Source organism: Pseudoalteromonas luteoviolacea DSM 6061 (genome assembly GCF_001625655.1).
GTDB lineage: Bacteria > Pseudomonadota > Gammaproteobacteria > Enterobacterales > Alteromonadaceae > Pseudoalteromonas > Pseudoalteromonas luteoviolacea.
The window spans coordinates 39,214-58,147 of sequence record NZ_AUYB01000100.1 but is presented as its reverse complement, the minus strand read 5'-3'; the positions used below and the strand labels follow the sequence as shown (position 1 = coordinate 58,147).

Sequence of the window (18,934 nt, the reverse complement as noted above, 5' to 3'; positions counted from 1 at the left end):
TATTAAAAGCTTACTGCAACAACACAATAATTAAGAGAAAAAATATGAAAGCATCAATAATATTCACCATTTTACTGGCATTGGGTACATTCGTTTTTTCATCTAGTGCGAGTGCTCACGGAAGTACTAAGGCACTTCATGGCGGTGTAGTCAAAATTGAACACGAAATGGTGTTTGAACTTGTACGAGAAAATGCTGCTACAACGCTTTATTTACGTGACCATGGTAAACCTTACCCAACTAACAAAGTAACCGGTAACATCACAGTACTTGCAAGCGGAGAAAAGTCAGACACAACATTCAAACATGCAGGCGACAACAAAATGGTGGCTAATATTAGCATTCCTGATGGTGCCAAAGTCCTTGTTAAGATAAAAGATCAGGGCCACCACTCAGTTACTGTGCGTTATACATTTTAAAGCACTTATAAGTGGAGTACCTTGAACAATACTCAAGGTATTCCACTCTATGACTCACTAATGTAACAACTCGGTTTGCATATCGCTAACCCCTTACTCATAACTTAGTCTGTATTAACTCGTTCACAACTCCCAGCCACTTTTTAAAGTACTCATCAACGTGCTCTTGCTGTTGGGAAGTGAGTGTTTCTCTTAACTCCAACATCAGCTGGAGTTGTTTTTCAACCCATTGATCTCTTGTACGAAGAATATGGCTTGGGGCATGTTGCATAGAATTGAAAATATAGCTTCCCAGCAATTTTCGCTCCTGCTCCGTTAAAGCCTTATCGTTTGCAAGCAAAGACTCTATTTTGTTGATTCTCTTTTGTGAATATAAAAGCCAAACTTGTCTATAGTATTCAGTTTCATCAAAATACTTCTCGACTATTTTTCGCTGCTGTACGCTAAGGTCTCCTAAAATATCTTCAAATCGCTCTAGCGCCCTTTCAAGTCTACTTGTGTTTTTGGATCTTTCCTCTGCACGTTTTTTTAATGCGGCAATTAGTTCTTCTTTTTGCTGCGCGTTCAGATCCACTAATAGCTTCGTCACAGGGTCATTCATCGATTGAGATAAATTTGCCCAGTGCTCCTGAATGTCCGTACCTAGCTCCCTAAGTTGGGATTGGCTAAGGCTGCGCCAATTCCCTTCTAGCGATGTTAACCACCTCACATAGTCAGGCATATAGGCTTTTTGATGGATTACTTGAAAGTCGGCAAATGAAGTTAAAAAGTACCGCTCTTGTTCAGCATCCAATTCCACCAGTTCTTCTAACCGATTTAGTGCTAGCCGATCGGCATTTTTGTACATAGTCTCATAGAGGCAGCCACTCAATGTGAATATCATAATTAAAGTGAGTATATGTTTTCTCATTTGACCCATAATGCAATTAGTTATCATTTAAAGTTGACAGCAAGCTAAAAGTTATTGATAATCATTCTCAATGAAACGCAGTTATTGATTATACGCATATAGCGCTTTGTTTCATAACAGTGAATAACTACTCGACCCAGTTTATTCACGTACTCATATACTTGCTACATTACATTGCTCATATCAGTGACGGTTGATATGAAACTAAAAAGCCCTATAAGGGCTTTTTTTATTTCCCTTCAAAAGCTTATAATCTAAACTGGTAAATTGCACTAGGTGCATTAAACTAAATTTATCCCCCCTGTGCTATAAGGAGAAACGCCATGTGGCAAAAAATAACTCGAACCTTTGTGTTAGCGGGGCTTATTACTTGCTCTGCACCTTCCCTAGCAACGTTAGAAGAAGGCATCGCTGCAGCTAACATGGGTAAGTTCGATGTAGCCCTAAAAGAGTTTAGGTATCTTGTTGATATGGGTTACGCACCAGGTATGTATGAACTAGCTAAAATGTATGATGGCGGATATGGTGTACCCAAAGATCCAAGAAAAGCAGCTGAGTTATTACAACGTGCAGTAAAACTGGGTAGCTCAGACGCTATGTTTGCCCTCGCAGTTATGTACGAGGATGGAAGAGGCGTTAAGCTTGACAAGCAAAAAGCTGTCGATTTATTTACTCAAGCAGCGAGAAAAAACCTTCCAGCAGCCCAGTACAACCTAGGTGTTATGCATGCTAATGGAGATGGAGTAACCCAAGACTATCTCGAAGCTCGCTTTTGGTATGAGCGTGCTGCTGCGAATAACTATACATTAGCAATGTTTAATCTTGCTTTATTGTACTATCAAGGACTTGGCGTTCAGAAAAACATTGAACGCTCATATATTTGGAATACATTAGCTGAGTTTAACGGTTATCAACCCGCAACTGAAAGTAGGCAACTAGATGAGCAAAGCATGTCCCGCTCTCAAATAGAGAGAGGACAAAAGATCGCCAATGAGATATACCACAAGATACAAGCACGCACTTATATCGCTGGTAGTGGGTTTGTTGAGTAAACTACCGCCACCAAATTAGCCTACTTTAAATACAGCCATGTTAGTACTTTTCCTATGATGTGGCTGTATTTATCAAACATTTTGCTTCGCCATGCATGGGCACTTGAAATAAAGACCCCTTTTCCATGACTGAATGTTTTAAATCCCTCAATAGAGTGATATTGTCCAAAACCAGAACTACCAACTCCACCAAATGGCAGATCTGCCACTGCGACATGCAAAAGCATGTCATTAATACTCAACGAACCGCATGCAAGCCGATATTTTATGTCATTTTGTGCACATTTATTTTCAGTATATAAATAGCATGCAAGAGGTGTCTCTGTGCTCCTAATGATACTTTGAGCATGTTCTAAATCTGTTACCTTAAAAATATTCAGTATTGGACCAAACACCTCTTCTTGCATTACTTGTAATCCACTTGGGGGATCAAACACAAGGTGCACACCAAAGTCATCTGCAGTGGCCGTTTCTAGAGGCTTTGAATGCCAAACTTCTAAGCCTTTAGACTCGGCCTGTTGGAGCATTGCTGCCAACCTTGATTTATGATCGTCAGTCAATAACCCCGTACTGCTTTCATATTTGTTAGGACGTTTGAGATGCTCTTTTAGCTTGTGAACAAACTGCTCATACACTGCTTGATGTACCAATACATAATCTGGCGCTACACATATCTGCCCACAGTTCATTCGCTTCGCGAAGGCTAAATCCAACACTACTTTGTCAATATTCACGTCATTTAAGACAATTACAGGGGACTTGCCACCTAATTCTAAGGTAACAGGCACTAGGTTTTTCGCACACGCTTGGTAAACCTTTCTACCAACGTGCGTAGAACCAGTAAAAAACACATGGTCAAACGGTAATTCACTAAACCTTATTCCAATCTGACCATCACCTTCCACAACCACACAGTCTTCTGATAAACATGCCAAAATAGATCTAATGACCTTATTCACATTCGGGGTGTATTCACTAAGCTTTAGCATCACCTTATTGCCTGCTGCAATTGCTGTAGCCAGTGGTACCAATGACAATTGGATTGGATAGTTCCAAGGAGCGATAATTCCGACGACGCCTTTCGGTACGTATTCGATGTAAGTCTGTGAAGGTAAGAACTCAATACCTGGACTACGTTTGTCTGGTTTCATCCATTTCTTAAGGTTACGAGAAATGTGCCCAATATGGTTCACGGTGGGCACCATATCAGCCATAACGGTATCAAGCTCTGCGCGATGGCTAAAGTCGGATTGGGCCGCCGACACCAGCTCTGTTCTATGGTTCGCAATTGCTGACTTTAACGCCACTAACTTTTCAACCCTAAGTGCACAAGAGGTGTATGGCTGCTCCAAGTAAGCTGCTTTCAATCTAAACAACAATTGCTCCAATGCAGAGTCATGTTCAGTTTTCACAGATCTTTCCTCATATATCTAGTTAGCCGGTCCATCAGTGCAACCAAAAGTGCCTATACTCGTTTCTTTTTCACCGACATATTAAAGATAGTATCAAAGAAGTATGACAACCACTAGATTGTAAAAACCATGTTAAAGCAATACAGCGGATTAGTTTGAAGGATAAATATACGATTATGAATCAAAAAGACGTGACGAAACTATGATGACCAATAGCGCTGCCCTAATTTGCAGCGCTATTCAGTTCGCAGCGATTAAAACACAAAAACCCATTTAGCGACTGTTAGAGTTAAAACACTAATCATGGTGATGGCGATTAAGTTCAAGACAAAACCAGCTTTGACCATATCTCTTATCTTTATTTCTCCAGAGCCAAATACGATTGCATTTGGTGGCGTTGCTACGGGCATCATAAATGCACAGCTTGCAGCCATAGCAGCTGGAATAATCCAAATAAGTGGTGTTCCAGTTACTTGCTCTGCGACAGGACCTAGTAGAGGCAAAAAGCCCGCAGCTGTTGCGGTATTACTTGTCAATTCAGTTAAGAATGTAATAAGTGCTGCCACAGCGACCACACCTAGAACAATTGGAATGGCACTGGCACCAGCCAACAAGTTAGCAATGTATTCAGCAAGTCCAGAGCCTTTTATTTGGCTCGCTAGCGTTAATCCCCCTCCAAAAAGAAGCAAGATCCCCCAAGGTACATCTTTAGCTGCCGCCCAATCCATCACTTTTTCCCTACCATCTTTACTAGCGGGTAGGACAAACAACAAAATAGAAGCCGCGACAGCAATACCTGTATCTGTGATATCAAGTCCAGTCCATGTTTGAAGGTAAGGTCTTAGCAACCAACCAAATACAGCAAACAAAAATACAAACAATACATTTTTTTGCGCAATTGACATCCTGCCTAGTGCGGCTAGTTGAGAAGAAAAAATCTCAGTTAAAGCGTCACTATCTTCTTGCGGCGACAATTTAAATGCGAATTTCGTCAACCAAACCCAGCACAATAAAATCATGCCAAAAGTAAACGGCACCGCTACTATCATCCATTGCGCAAAGCCAATCTTTATCTGATAGTTATCCCATAAATATGCCACCATCAAAGCATTTGGAGCGGTACCAATAATTGTTCCAACCCCACCTAAACTAGCACTGTATGCGATTGCAAGTAACAGAGCTTTATCGTAGTTATTGCAACCATTACCATTTTTTTGCAGTACATGTATCACCGATAGCGCAATTGGTAATAACATCAAGGTGGTTGCCGTATTGTTGATCCACATAGACAAAAAACCGCTTACCAACATCATTGCAAGAATTTGATACTTGGGATTAGTACCACTTTTGAGCATCGTTTTAAGCGCGATCCTTTTATGCAGTTGCGACTTTTCCATTGCAATAGAAATTAGGAATCCACCCAAGAATAAAAAGATAAGGGGGTGTGCATATGCCGATGATGTACTTTTAATATCGTTAATACCCACCAATGGCACTGCCAATAAAGGCACTAAAGACGTAACAGGGATTGGCACAGCTTCACTAACCCACCAAACAGCTAGCCACATTGCCAGACCAGCAGTTCTCCACCCCTGTTCAGATAACCCTTCTGGACTATTGGTAAAGCACGTAATCAAGAAAAGAAATGGGCCCAATAATAGCCACAAATTATTAAAATGCGCACTGCCTTTATTCATTGTATCTGTCATTTTTGTATTTTTTATAATTATGCTTCGTAAATAAGGAGGCAGTATGAATCACATCAGGCACAACGACAAGACAGACCAGACTATAAGTAGCTCTTTTCAAGATATTAAAGCTGATTTTGGATAAACGTTACTGGAAGAGCAACTCAGACACTCTACCAGCAACGTACCTTTACATGCTATCTATTTGGCGCTGTAAGTTAGCGACACACCAGATGACTGCGAATACCCTCTTATATCAAAGTACCAGTTTCCAGCTGAGGGCGCGTTGAACGTGCAACTCTCATTGTTGCCGTACAAATACGGCCTACACCTATAGGTGGAAGTTGAGGACTGTGAACCAAAGTTCACGTACAAGTCAGCATCACCAGTGCCACCGGATATCGAAACTTTAAGCTCCTGATAGCCTGAACCGAGGGCCAAACTAAAACGTTGCCATTGACCAGAGCCCACATCCACACCGGTAATAACTTTTTGTATCGGCGTCGGGTCAGTTGGCGGGGGCGGAGGCGTGCTACCAGCTGTTTTTGCGAGTTCAGCTACATATGCGGCCGCTAACTTGGCAAAATTAATTGAATGACTTGCATCAAATCCAGTATCGTTTGACGTATGGATACTACGATTTGCCTCTCTCATTCGAGATTCAAATGGAAAGGATGCCGCAATTCCCTGTTGATACCAAGAAGCATGATCTGAACAGCCATAGCCACACCGATCAAATCCATAGTTTACGTTCGGTAAATACGCATCTAATAATTGGCTCATAAACGTATTTTGCGCACTATTTGTGTAGTCAGTTATAAAAACGATGTCATAACTGCCACCTTTATTACCTGACATATCAAATTGTGCCATACCTACGACATTTTTCCCTTGCGCTACATAGTCCGCTGCAATCGCTTTAGAGCCTCTTAGTCCTACCTCTTCTGCAGCATACCCCATGATTTGCACTGTTCGTTTAGGTTTGAAACCAGAGTCTGCAATCGCTTTTAACACTTCACTCAATACTGCAATCCCAGATGCGTTGTCATCTGCACCTGGCGCACGACCATTGCTTGAGTTTGAGCTATTGATAGAGTCTAAATGACCTCCAATAATCACTATTTCATCTGCTTTTTCACTACCTGGAATCGTTGCAATAACTGATGGCTGAGCCCACTGATGAGAGTATTGTTCAACCGTAATGTCGGCTCTATTTTTTGAAATATCGGCCCAGTGTTGCTTGACCCAGTTTGAGGCATCTACGCCAGACTGTTGAGTATAGTAACGATTGTAAAATGACATCAACGAGTTCACAGTACTATCAAGGCCTGTTGTAGAAACTCGAGAAATTAAATCTTGAACTGTATCGCCATTATCAATTGTGTAGGTTTGTGCAGGCTGTGCTAAGTGAGCCTGAGCAAGTTGCGATAGATATTGCTGTGCTTCAATTTCACTGTCATGAGCTACAAATCCACCACAGCGGTGATAATGGTCGTGCATAAAATGGCTAAGCTGAAAGTGCTCTTGTTCATCTACCAGAAGCACATCAACATCCGTCGAGCTCGATATGGCACTTTGGTAGACCGTACCTTTAAGCGCATTTTGTAGTTGATAGTGATGACTTGCTTGTGATTCGATGGTGATCCATTTAGGAGCTGGATCTGCGTTCGCGATGGCAGGCAAAACAATGCACGCCGCCATCGATAATAAGGCTTTTGTACACATAATTGTTCCTTTAAAGTGGTGCTAAACTGAGGCGGTAGAACACCGCCTCATCAATTGATGTGATTAATTGGCTTTGATATTAAGCGTCACGCCAGAGGCACTGTTATAACCTCTTAAGTCAATATGCCAAGTTCCACTTTGAGGGTTAGTAAAGGAACAAGACTCACTATTACCATTTTTATATGGTCTGCACTGGTAAGTCGATGTTGAAGAGGCAGAGCCGAAGTTAACATAAAGGTCTGCGTCACCGCTACCACCAGAGATAGTTACTTCAAGGCTAGAGTATCCGGCACCTAGCTGCTGTGTATACCTTGCCCATTGGCCAGAACTAACAGAAATATTACTCTCAGTTCTATCAATCGGTTGAGTACCACTCCCACCTGATGAATATGTACCAGTTAAAGATACTCCTGAGATTTGATTCCACGCTTCAACCATCACGTAGTACGTACCCGCTTGAATATTTGAAATAGAACACGTTTCATTACTCGATGAAGAGGTACTCTTACAATCGTATGTTTGCAGAGAAGGTCTACCACCGAACTTGACATACAAGTCAGCGTCGCCAGAACCACCAGCCGTTACAAATTTTAAACTCGTTGCATCTGCTGGAACATTTAGTACAAAGAATTGCTGCGATTTAGAAACGCCACTGATACCAGCACGTGCCACCCCGTTGGTCAGCTCTTCATCTGTAGGAGGTGTACCACAGCTACTTCCTGAGCTCAATTGCGAGTTAACACCAACCTGAGCAAGCGCTGCTTTTACATCATCAGGGTTGTAGCCCAAATCACACGCTGCATCCAAAACTCCATTACCAGCGAGATCCCAATCTGTACTTGCAGTCCAATACATTTGGTTCGCCTTTGCCATTACGATGAACGCTTTTTTCGTATCCCAGCCAGTCGTAGTTGCAAGGTTATAAAATGCTTTATTAAATACACCTGATGAATGGTGCACATCCATCCCTGATGTAAAACTAGATTGTTGATCAATTGAACGGCCATCTTTGGTTGGATCATTCATATACCTAAGCGCACCGCTACCTTTAAAAATATCTTGACCAACTAGCCAGTCATTTGAGCCTTTCATATAGAATTCAGCCGCTTCCCCAGCCATGTCTGAAAACGCTTCATTTAGACCACCAGACTTGTTTCGATATATTAAACCAGAGTTTTGCTCAGTAAAACCGTGGCTTACTTCATGGGCAGACACATCTAAACTGACAAGCGGATAGAATCTATCTTTGCCATCACCAAATGTCATAGACCGGCCGTCCCAAAACGCATTTTCATAGTTGTTGCTATAATGCACACGCATTTGTAACTGGAAGCTTAGAGGAGCAGTTCCCAACCAATCGTTATACATATTGAAAACGACGTTCCCAAAATAATGTGCATCATTTAATGGTGAATAAGCGCCATTAATAGATTTAACGGTATTCTCAGGACATGTAAAACTATGTGCACTTGACCCGCTCGAGCCATGGTTAAGGTTAATCGTTTTAACATTGGCATTATTCATCGTACAGGTTGAACCTGACTGGCTGACGTCTAAATGGCCAAAATCTGTACCGTAATCATAACGACCTGTTTTTTGGTTACCACCGGGTCCAGTCGCATTTGCATGTTGAATATTATTATAGTTAACAAGGACTTCACCAGTATTTGCATCGACAATCATGTATGGGCGAGCTGGCTCATGACCATAAGTTACGTAGGTCATTTCATAAACTAAACGTGCAGTGCCAGCTTCATCAAGCCATACTGCCAACCTATTTTCTTCGTTGTGCTTTTGAATATGTTCGCTGGTTGACATGACCTGTGTTTGAGCAATGCTGGCCGCACCATCTAGCTTTAAAGACGGTTGAACATTTACTAGATCTGACTCAATACCATAAACAGCCGCGCCATGCGCATGCTTTAACGCACCTTGTTGATCAAATGTAAGGCTTACTGTATCGCCAATTACTGGCAACCCCTGATACATTTGCTGGTAACGGTGCGTAATCGATCCATTCTTATGTTTGAATGATTTCAAAACTTTTAACTGACTTTCTGTACTTAGCCCAATCATTTGCGCTGCAGGTGTTGAAAGCACAGCAGGCGCTCCAGACTGAAGCATCATGCTTAAATTTGCTTCGCTGTTTAAGTATTGTTTTTGCGCGGCTATCGCGCTTCCTGACATTAAGGCCAACGCAGATAACGTCACCGTTGTTATCATTGATAATTTCACTTTTTATGCTCCTTGATTGTGTGTTTTTATCTCTCAAGCAGAAGTTGAGAGCGCATGCTAAAAACTCATGCCTAAATCAGATTAGACAAACGGAACAATAAATACACTTATTTTTTACATTTGTTACAGGATAGTTTTTCTATATTTTTATGCAAGAACTTCATTAGCTTAAGAGTTTTCTATCATAGAAGAGTTGATAACGCAGCTAGAATTGTAAATTTTTTGATACGAAATTAGTGTTTATACCCTTCTTAAGCATTCATGGGCACAATTAAATTGACATATAGTTACAGAGAATGTTTTTACAAAGGAAGTGGAATATATTCATATTCCACGCTGAAGCATTTGAATTAAAAGAACTTAATTTACATTATGGCTTTTTATACCTAACTTTCGTCTAAGCTTTGCATTCAACCTCATTTGACAATGAATCAGCAATTAATCCCCACCCAGCTGCCGAAGATTTCAATGCATCAAGTAATGCAGGCTCACTATCAAAACAAACAATTTTTTGACTTGGGTATATAGTTATCGTGGTTGTTACATACGCTAAATCATCATCACCTGGGGCCGCTTTAAATGACAAACTGTTTATCGTAAAACTCTTAGCAGCGGGGTATTTAACTGCGACCTTCTCAACTAGGTTAAATTGATTTTCTGTAAGAGATTCCATTAATGCGGTTTCAATATCTTTCCCAATGCCTTGATCTATTGCTATCCCAACAGCAATCCCCATAGGGCCCATAGCCCCCATTAACATGGGACCAGCTGCTTTGCCTCTGCCTTCATATGACACTTGTGGTGGCTCGGGGCTCATACTCAGAGTTTTGAAAGCTGTGCTACAACCAAATAGTGCAACACAACATAATAGCGATAAAATTGATTTAGGATTAAGCAACATCATAAAAGAAAAGTCAGTTTGAAATCATTTCTAATATTTTGATTTATAATGCCAATTTTAACAAGCTAAAACTTGTAGGTATAACGCATTCTAATTTGCCTACCTCTTTGCGGCACTCTTCCGTCATAGCGCCTTGGGTCAAATGCATCTGTTTCTTTATCAAATAAGTTCTGTACTTGTAAAGTAACCCCTTGAAAGTCATTTAAACGCCAGCTCACTGTGGCGCCAAATATCCAGTGACTAGGGTGCCTATATGGAGAAAACTCTGGGTCGTCTGGTAACTCAACAGGAATAACTGTAATACCATCTCGCCACAACCCGTTGAACGAATATTGAAACGCGCCAGCTTTAAAGTTAAAAACCAATGAACCAAATTTTTTGTAGCTGGGGTTAAAAGGCAAATCAATATATTGGGTAAAAGTGCTACTTAGCCAAGCATTTTCTGAGAGGTGTACTGAGCCATTAAACTCAACTCCTTGCATACTTGTTTCAAACACATTATCAAACGTAAAGCGTGTCAACTCTTCATCCACCGGGATGAGGTTTATAAAATCTTCTAATTCGTTATCAAATACAACAAAATCAACTTGCCAATCTTGGTCTTGTATATGCCAAACTAGCTCTGTGGTTTTTACATACTCCGCCTTTAGGTTAGGGTTGCCTTGAGTAACTTCGTCATTCGAATTTAACTCATTGCTAACCGGGACTCTAAAAGACTCTCCATATTGGAGCTTAAACGTATGCTTTGGATTGAAGCGATAAATAACCGCCAATCTTGGTGAAAGCTTTTTATCAATGTCGAGTACGTCATCAAATCTAGCCCCAGCGAATACGGTTAAATCTTCATTTACCGTGTATTTCGCCTGCAAATATGCCGCATATGAATCGAAATCCTGCTTTAAGGATGTAAATGGTGCGTAATCATTGATAACTCGCAGCCCACCTAAGTAAAACTCTTCGGCCGGGAATACAATTTGTTGTTGTGGGTCATAATAGTTTGTATAAACATCTGCGCGCGACTGCTCTTCCCAAGAATATTCACCGCCCAAAATGATATTTAGAGAATTGCTATGGTCATATATAAACTCTGTATTAAGGGTGAGATCTCTTGATTGCCACCTCGGACCAACAAATAGCCCATGCTCAAGCCCTAACTGTTCACCTGTAGCTATCTGTCCACTACTTTTTATGTCGTGTTTGATAAACTCAATTTTAGTTTTATTGCTGAGAGTCTCAGTTATTTTATATTCAGCTTCTAACTGCATCCCTAAATTTCGGCTAGTGTATTCATTGTCCTTTGATTCACCTGATAAATTAATGAATTCATCTAACCGAGTCTCAGTATTATGTATCGCAAATCGCCAATTCTGCCACTTGAGATCAATCTCAACAAACCGGCCATCAACGGGATCTCTCACTCCCTGTTCGAAATATTTATCACCATCATCACGATATAACGACGCGTTTGCGTTAAACTCAAGCCCATTTTCAAAACCTTTATGAAAGCTCATCGCGCCCTGATACATCCCCCTGTCGCCAACAGCAGCCATTAGCCTATTGTCGCTTTTTCTGGTTACAATATTCATTACTCCCAAAAACGCATTGCTTCCATACAATGCCGACCCTGGTCCACGAATAAATTCGACCCTCTCTACCACTTCAACAGGGATAAATGGAGCGTATACAGATGCTTTACCAAATGACGATTCATTTAAACGCTGGCCATTTAACATGACCAACACATTGCCACTATCTAAATAAATACCGCGAGCATGTTCTTTGGGAACCGCCCCAACCCAGTCTCCTCTCGTAGACTGCATGCCTGGCACAAAATTCATTAATTCGTAAACATTGGCAACCCCAAGTAATTGGATATGCTGCTGGTTAAACACAGTAATACTAGAAGGGACTGACGTAGAGGTTTCTTCGGTTTTAGTTGCCAATGTAATATTTACATCTAGCAACTCTTCAAAGCTAAGCTCAAATATATCTTCTTGAGATGCTGCGCAATTAGCGCTAAAAAAAGTGGCAAGAATTAGAGGGACTGTTTTTTTCATATTGAGCCTGACTACTTACACGATAGCAAGCTCATGTTTAAATAAAGAAAAACTTTATCTAAATTTGGCTTACACAGTTACCGTCCATACAACTTAATAATACGCATGATATGCAACTGTGCAAGTTTTTGCTTATGTTTTTACGCCGTTTGTAATTTCTTAGCTTTGAAATATTTATATAGGCCAATAAGTGAAGCTGCAATCCAGAATAACTCGATCACAAAGCTCGCTAAGTTAAAGTTGTAACATAAGCTGATCAGCAGCAAGATAGCGCCAGAAAGGTTCATGAGGTTATATTTGAGGCCGTCAGGCGCGACTTTCTCTAGTTGCAGTAAAAAGAAAGCACCAACAACAAGAAAAGTTCCTGTCATACCAATAACGTCAAATAAGATATCAATCATGTTTTTGTCCATAGATTTTGTGGATACTCACCCAAACACGCTGGCCCTATTCCATGGGAAGGGTGACTTTCAATCGTTGAAACAGCACAAACTTTAAAAGTATCGCTGTTTTCTATGTGCAGCTACAGGATATATGTCCGCTAGAAATTTATTTAAAAGTAACTTTTTTTCCCACTATTTTTAGCGCTGGCGCCCCTCTTATTAGCGTCTTGCGCGAAAACTCCTGCTCACAGTTTGGGCAGTGTGTTTGATTCATGGTATGGTCCACACTAATTCTTTCAACAAAACACTTTATTAGATTACCTTTGCCCCCTTTTCGGTACTTAAACAACTGCGTTTTACATTTAGCACAAAAGATATCAACGGTACGAGTCGGCCCTTTTTTGTTTGGCTTTGCCACCTAGTTAAAACTCCCCACAATAAACCCAATCAACGTAAACTGTAACGTATGATAGCCTGCGTTAACTAAAAATAACTTCAATGGCCTTTGCTCAAATAGGTAGCTAACGCCAAAAGAAGTACTCACAAAAACAACTCCAATTCCCATACCATAAAGCATTGCATCCAAAACAGAAGGCAACTTTCCTATGGTTACAGCAACTCCTACCGATGCGACTAAGCAAAACACAAACGCACCGAGAAAAATCATTTTATGATTTGCACTTTTTAAATCCAGCTCTGTCAACCCAGCTCCTTCTAACCAAGCCTGTTGAAACATGAGAGGTGAATACCACATCCCGCCCAATACAAAAGAACCAATTGCGCTTAGCAATACGGCAAATATGTTCACTTCAAATAAATACATTGATACTTGCCCCATTATCTCGTTAATTTCAATTTAGTTAATAACTGAGAAATGAGCAATGTCACCCTTGTTTGAGCAGCTACTTGGAAACTGGGCGCTTCTGTAATTTACGCTGTAATGTTCTTCTATGCATGTTCAACTGCCTTGCAGTTTCCGAAACATTACCTCCGTTTGCTTGAAGAGTTTGTTGGATATGTTCCCATTCCAGCCTTTCAGGCGACATTGTTGACTCAAAACAACTTTCTACCTCTTCTACATCCTCTCCTAAAAGTTTTTTAGTAATCAGCTTCGTATCTGCAGGCTTGGTCAGGTAGTCATCTGCCCCTAATTTTATCGCCTCCACCGCAGTGGCAATACTCGCAAAGCCAGTAAGTAAAACGAGCTTACAATCTGGCAAAGTTTCTCTAATCTTGGCGATATATTGAAGGCCAGAAGAGTGTTCTAGCTTCATATCGAGTAGAACAAATTGAGGTAAAAACTCTGAACACTTATCGATTATTTCGGATTCACTATTTACACACCAACAATTAAAACCCATTTTTGCCATTCTGCGCGCCAACGTATTTGAAAATGCAATATCATCTTCAATAATCAACAACTTCATTCAGCACCTACTATCGGTAATTTTGCTGTGGATAATACACCACCTTGCGCCATGTTCTCTAGTTTTAGCTCCCCCTGAATACGCTCGAGTGTAGCGTGAGTCAACAATAGAGCCATCCCAAACCCACTGTCACTATCAACAACTGACTTACCTATTGTATCAAGCTTCTGCTGCGCAATTCCTCGTCCTTGATCTTTTATGGTTAAATACCAAAAGCCATTTTTAGAAAAAGCACGCAAGTCGATTTGAGTCATTCCTGTACGTTCATTTGCCTTTGCAGCATTAACTACCAAATTGAGTAGCGACGGGATTAACATAGGGTCTCCTTGAATACTCACTGGTGTAGTCTGTTCAACTATATCGATTGTTTGTTTAGGATACTGCAGCGCCATCAACTCTTCTAACTGAGATAAGATGTAATCAGTTGATTGTGCCTGTGATTGTCCTTTAAGCTTAAGTAGCTCAGTCTGATCACGAAACCCATCCAGTTGAGTGCGACATTGAGATATCGGAGCAACCATTTCTTTTACTGCTGGGTGGTTTGGGTAGTCTTCCTGCAACTCTTCAAGAAGCAGACTTAAATGAGCTATTGGAGTCGCTAATTGGTGAGTTACTTGTGCGGCTGCACTGCCTAAAGCTAAAAGTTGTTCTTGTTGCAGTTGCTTCTCTCTGGTTTTTGCTAATAAAGCCTCCCTCTCTCTAATTCGCTTTACTAACAGGGCTACTACGCCTACCGTGACCACGACCATGAATACAAAATTGACGAACATACCCAATAGATGCTCACCCATGTGCATTCCATGATGGTGCATAGGCATAGTTACAGCAACGTATAGATAGCCATACGCGCTCAATGCACTCGCAGAGACAAATAACACATAACCGATAGAGACTGTTACAGCAGCAATAATACATGGAAGTAACAATAAGGATACAAATGCATTGCTTGCCCCACCAAGAAAAGAAAGAAGAACAGATAGAAATAATACGTCAGCCACAAGCTGTAATGTCATCGCGCGCTCAGAAATCTCTCTAGAACGCCTGTAGATGAAAATACTGAACAGCTGAAAAACAGATTCCAAAGCAATGATTGTAAATACGGGTCTGTGTGGAATGTCTTTATCAAGTAGCAAAATTGAGATAATGACAAGTATGAGTTGCAACACTATCGCTATCGAGCGCAGCAATAACAACTGACCTAGTGCAGATTGGGGAGAAAAGGCGATAACCATTTTAGAAGTCCAGTGCAAAATGAGAGCGTACTTTACCGCACTAAGGTGTTAGCTGAAAACCCTGTGCTACAGATGCTAGTCGTATTTTAGCGCAAACTCGGGACTGGGCGTCCCTTGGTGAAAGAGCAACTGCCAACTGCTGGTATTTTTTCGCCAAATAGACATCCTAAAAGAGTATTGTAAATTGCTATATGCATTGCGCCGATATGCAGCTTGATACGTCAGTTGTGCGATATTTTCAGCCAACATTTGACCTCTAAAGTCTTGGTTGTAAAACTGCGGTACTTTTTCATTCGGTAGTCGAGATAAAACATGGCGCTTGTTGAACAACAAACCATTGGCAGATATTTCGTAAAAATCGTCATCCAACATAACAGACAAACGCTCTTTTGATTCTCTCACGTTTGGCTCAAGTAATTGACGCTCTAATGAAATAAGCTCGTCGAGTAGTTCCTGAGTGATTTTTTGAGTCATAAAGTGCTGAATTTTAGCCTGTTTCAATCTTAATTTTAGACAAATGTAGCAAATCAACAAGGTTATCTTTGTGTAGATATCAATAGTTTGTTATAAAGGTGCAATTAGCCAAGTGGTCGGATTTGATAAAGAGACACTATGATTTATGCGAAAATAACAGGCTGGGGTAAAGCAGTCCCACCAGCTGCAATCAGCAATGATGAAATTAGCACTATTGTTGATACCAATGACGAATGGATAGCCACCCGAACAGGAATACGCTCAAGAAGAGTGAGTCACGTTAGTACAGCTGAACTTGCAACTATAGCGAGTAAGCATGCATTAGCCTGCGCTGGTATCGAAGGTAAAGAAGTTGACCTAGTTTTACTAGCCACATGTACACCATCAACCATGGTTGCTAACACAGCTTCATTGGTTCAAAAAAATATTGGGGCAACGGGAGCAGCCGCTTGCGATACAAACGCAGCTTGTTCTGGCTTTTTATATGCACTTCAAAACGCCACAGCACAAATCCAGGCTGGTATGATAAAACGCGCAGTGGTTGTCGCCGCTGAACGTATGACATGGTACGTGAACTGGGCAAAACGCGACAGCGCTGTGCTCTTCGGAGACGGTGCTGGTGCCGTTGTTTTAGAAGCCAGCTCAGAGCCAAGCGGGCTAATGGGCACAAAAACAGGGTGTGATACTGAAGACAGAGACATTCTACATATTACCAATTATGGCTCTGACATAGACAAATATAAACCGGTTGGACCGTCTGAATTGTTATTCGAAGGCAGAGAGATATTCAAACGTGCTGTTACTGGAATGAGTATAGCGTGCGATGATGTTATGCAAAAAGCGCAGTTAGAATTAGATGATATTGATGTGCTGATCCCGCACCAAGCAAACCTAAGAATTATTCAAGCTATCCAGAAGAAATTAGACATCAGTGATGATAAGGTGATGGTCAACATCGACCAATACGGCAACACTTCAGCGGCAACTATCGCAATTGCACTTTGTGAGGCAGTGGAGCAGGGTCTAATCAAACCTAATGCCAACATTATGTCTGCAGCGTTTGGTGCCGGCTTAACGTGGGCAGCTAGTTACATTCGCTGGGGAGACCGCACAACGCCTATTAACACGAGCGACTATACATTCCCAGCATATGAAAAATCGGGCTTAGAGTTAGTTAAGGATGCTGCATTGGCATGTAAAAAAACTGACTAACCTAACTTATATTCGCGAGCCGCTACTTTATTATAGCTGCTCGCTATCCCGTACCATAACTGCTAAAATTCTCACAACACGATTTAACTTAGAACTGCCCTACTCGGCACTTAACAACGAACGTGTCATCGTCATTCTCATCCATTGTATTTTACTGAAGCGATTTCGTCATACAGACATACAATGCTCCTTGCGTAAATGTTGCGTAATGATTAGGTAGATGAGCAATGGCGGCCAACAATAATAACCTGGCGACACCTCACTTAATTTACTGGTTAGGTGAGTATTCAATTTAATGACAACAATCTTAGATTCATATTAGGGGAATAAGGTGTTTAAACCTCACTCAGAGATAAGCAATTTGGAGCCAAAAGCTGTTTGGCAGTTTTTCGATCAAATATGTTCAATCCCTCATCCTTCAAAACATGAAGAAGCGCTGGCGCAATTCATAGTTGATTGGGCTAGCTCCCAAAACTTAGCTGTACGAAGAGACAAAACGGGCAATGTATTTATTAAAAAGCCAGCAACCACGGGAATGGAAAACAGAAAACCGGTTGTTTTACAAGCTCATATAGATATGGTTCCGCAAAAAAATAACGATACAAGTCATGACTTTGTAACTGATCCTATTAAACCATATGTTGATGGCGAGTGGGTTACCGCGGATGGTACAACTTTGGGTGCTGACAACGGTATTGGTATGGCTTCTTGCTTAGCGGTATTAGCTTCTGATGATATCGCACACGGCCCATTAGAAGTTATCCTAACTGTTGATGAAGAAGCTGGAATGACTGGCGCTTTTGGGTTGGAAGCTGGCTGGCTTGAAGGCGACATTCTGCTTAATACGGACTCTGAGCAAGAAGGTGAAATATACATGGGTTGCGCTGGCGGCATTGATGCTAGCTTGAACCTCAATATTCAAAGGCAGTCTAAACAGAATAACCAAGTATACCTTCAAATATCATTAAAAGGGCTAAAAGGTGGTCACTCCGGAGTGGACATTCACACGGGTAGAGCCAATGCCAATAAGTTACTTGCTCGCGCATTAAAACATCATCTTCCAGAAATTGAATTTCAGGTTGTTGAGTTTAATGGTGGCTCATTAAGAAATGCAATTCCTCGTGAAGCCAACGTAACGATTGCGGTCAATGATGCTGATGTGAATACTGTGACATCACATATTCAGAGCGTTGAAAAGTTAATGCAGCAGGAGTTGGCAGCAATTGAAACTGGTTTAGTGTTCAATACAACACAAGTCGAAAGCACACTTATGCCGCTATCAAGAACCTGTACTGCCAAATTGTTATCAATTCTCAATGCTTGTCCTAATGGCGTTGTTAGAATGAGTGATGATATAAAAGGTGTAGTAGAAACCTCTCTCAATTTAGGGGTTATTTCAACAGAAAATGACTCAATTGAAATTTTATGCCTTATTCGATCTCTAATAGATTCTGGTAGAAAAGATGTCGAAGGTACTTTGACTTCTTTAGCTGAATTAGCAGGTGCTCAAATTGAGTTTTCTGGCGCATACCCAGGCTGGAAACCAGACCCTGATTCAGAGCTTATACATATTTTCCGTGACATGTATGAGGGCATTTATGGAAACAAGCCAGATATAATGGTGATCCATGCTGGCTTGGAATGTGGCTTGTTTAAAGAACCATACCCAGATATGGATATGATTTCATTTGGGCCAACAATTAAATTCCCACACTCTCCTGACGAAAAAGTACACATCGAGTCCGTCGGATTATATTGGCAACAAATGCAAGCTCTTTTGTCAAATATCCCTGTTAAGAGTTAATTA

The 18,934-nt window shown here is 41.1% G+C and carries 17 protein-coding genes; 4 read left to right on the top strand and 13 right to left on the bottom strand.

The annotated features are described in order from the left end of the window. Positions 1-44 precede the first annotated feature (44 nt). Positions 45-419, top strand: coding sequence for a protein kinase family protein (locus tag N475_RS10350; protein ID WP_063356182.1), 375 nt, complete (start codon positions 45-47; stop codon positions 417-419). 97 nt (positions 420-516) lie between these two features. Here N475_RS10350 and N475_RS10345 read toward each other — a convergent pair whose 3' ends face one another. After that, complete coding sequence (locus tag N475_RS10345) at positions 517-1,329, bottom strand: DUF6279 family lipoprotein (protein ID WP_155730858.1); 813 nt, start codon at positions 1,327-1,329, stop codon at positions 517-519. Between the two features lie 323 nt (positions 1,330-1,652). Between N475_RS10345 and N475_RS10340 the strand changes: the two genes are divergently transcribed. Further along, positions 1,653-2,381: a tetratricopeptide repeat protein gene (locus tag N475_RS10340; protein ID WP_063365215.1), complete on the top strand. Its 729-nt coding sequence runs from the start codon at positions 1,653-1,655 to the stop codon at positions 2,379-2,381. A 20-nt stretch (positions 2,382-2,401) separates the two neighbouring features. Here N475_RS10340 and N475_RS10335 read toward each other — a convergent pair whose 3' ends face one another. From N475_RS10335 to N475_RS10280, 12 genes are all read right to left on the bottom strand, one after another. Continuing rightward, positions 2,402-3,793: an aldehyde dehydrogenase family protein gene (locus N475_RS10335; RefSeq protein WP_063365214.1), complete on the bottom strand. Its 1,392-nt coding sequence runs from the start codon at positions 3,791-3,793 to the stop codon at positions 2,402-2,404. Positions 3,794-4,047: 254 nt separating this feature from the next. Next, positions 4,048-5,490: an SLC13 family permease gene (locus N475_RS10330; RefSeq protein WP_405127471.1), complete on the bottom strand. Its 1,443-nt coding sequence runs from the start codon at positions 5,488-5,490 to the stop codon at positions 4,048-4,050. Positions 5,491-5,682: 192 nt separating this feature from the next. Continuing rightward, complete coding sequence (locus N475_RS10325; RefSeq protein WP_063365212.1) at positions 5,683-7,206, bottom strand: M20/M25/M40 family metallo-hydrolase; 1,524 nt, start codon at positions 7,204-7,206, stop codon at positions 5,683-5,685. 63 nt (positions 7,207-7,269) lie between these two features. Next, positions 7,270-9,441 (bottom strand): M4 family metallopeptidase, encoded by a 2,172-nt coding sequence (locus N475_RS10320; RefSeq protein ID WP_063365211.1) that lies wholly within the window; start codon positions 9,439-9,441, stop codon positions 7,270-7,272. Between the two features lie 397 nt (positions 9,442-9,838). Further along, positions 9,839-10,258 (bottom strand): hypothetical protein, encoded by a 420-nt coding sequence (locus tag N475_RS10315; protein ID WP_155732566.1) that lies wholly within the window; start codon positions 10,256-10,258, stop codon positions 9,839-9,841. Between the two features lie 149 nt (positions 10,259-10,407). Continuing rightward, complete coding sequence (locus N475_RS10310; protein WP_063365209.1) at positions 10,408-12,399, bottom strand: TonB-dependent receptor plug domain-containing protein; 1,992 nt, start codon at positions 12,397-12,399, stop codon at positions 10,408-10,410. Between the two features lie 140 nt (positions 12,400-12,539). Further along, the gene (locus tag N475_RS10305) at positions 12,540-12,800 is read right to left on the bottom strand and encodes a CBU_0592 family membrane protein (protein WP_063356173.1); all 261 of its coding nucleotides are present in this window, start codon (positions 12,798-12,800) and stop codon (positions 12,540-12,542) included. Positions 12,801-12,948: 148 nt separating this feature from the next. Beyond that, positions 12,949-13,200, bottom strand: coding sequence for a hypothetical protein (locus tag N475_RS26065; protein ID WP_063356172.1), 252 nt, complete (start codon positions 13,198-13,200; stop codon positions 12,949-12,951). Then, a complete protein-coding gene (locus N475_RS10295) occupies positions 13,201-13,605 on the bottom strand; it encodes a DUF1761 domain-containing protein (RefSeq protein ID WP_063356171.1) in 405 nt (134 codons plus the stop codon). A gap of 79 nt (positions 13,606-13,684) precedes the next feature. Then, positions 13,685-14,209, bottom strand: coding sequence for a response regulator transcription factor (locus N475_RS10290; RefSeq protein WP_063356170.1), 525 nt, complete (start codon positions 14,207-14,209; stop codon positions 13,685-13,687). Beyond that, entirely contained in the window at positions 14,206-15,441 is a 1,236-nt protein-coding gene (locus N475_RS10285) for a sensor histidine kinase (protein ID WP_063356169.1), read from the bottom strand. The genes N475_RS10290 and N475_RS10285 overlap by 4 nt, the downstream gene beginning before the upstream one ends. Positions 15,442-15,516: 75 nt before the next feature. Further along, positions 15,517-15,915, bottom strand: a complete 399-nt coding sequence (locus N475_RS10280) for a nuclear transport factor 2 family protein (RefSeq protein ID WP_063356168.1) — start codon at positions 15,913-15,915, stop codon at positions 15,517-15,519. 138 nt (positions 15,916-16,053) lie between these two features. Between N475_RS10280 and N475_RS10275 the strand changes: the two genes are divergently transcribed. Together N475_RS10275 and N475_RS10270 are read left to right on the top strand one after the other, a co-directional pair. Next, entirely contained in the window at positions 16,054-17,127 is a 1,074-nt protein-coding gene (locus N475_RS10275; protein ID WP_063365208.1) for a ketoacyl-ACP synthase III, read from the top strand. Positions 17,128-17,458: 331 nt separating this feature from the next. Beyond that, a complete protein-coding gene (locus N475_RS10270) occupies positions 17,459-18,931 on the top strand; it encodes an aminoacyl-histidine dipeptidase (RefSeq protein WP_063356166.1) in 1,473 nt (490 codons plus the stop codon). Positions 18,932-18,934: the final 3 nt, after the last annotated feature.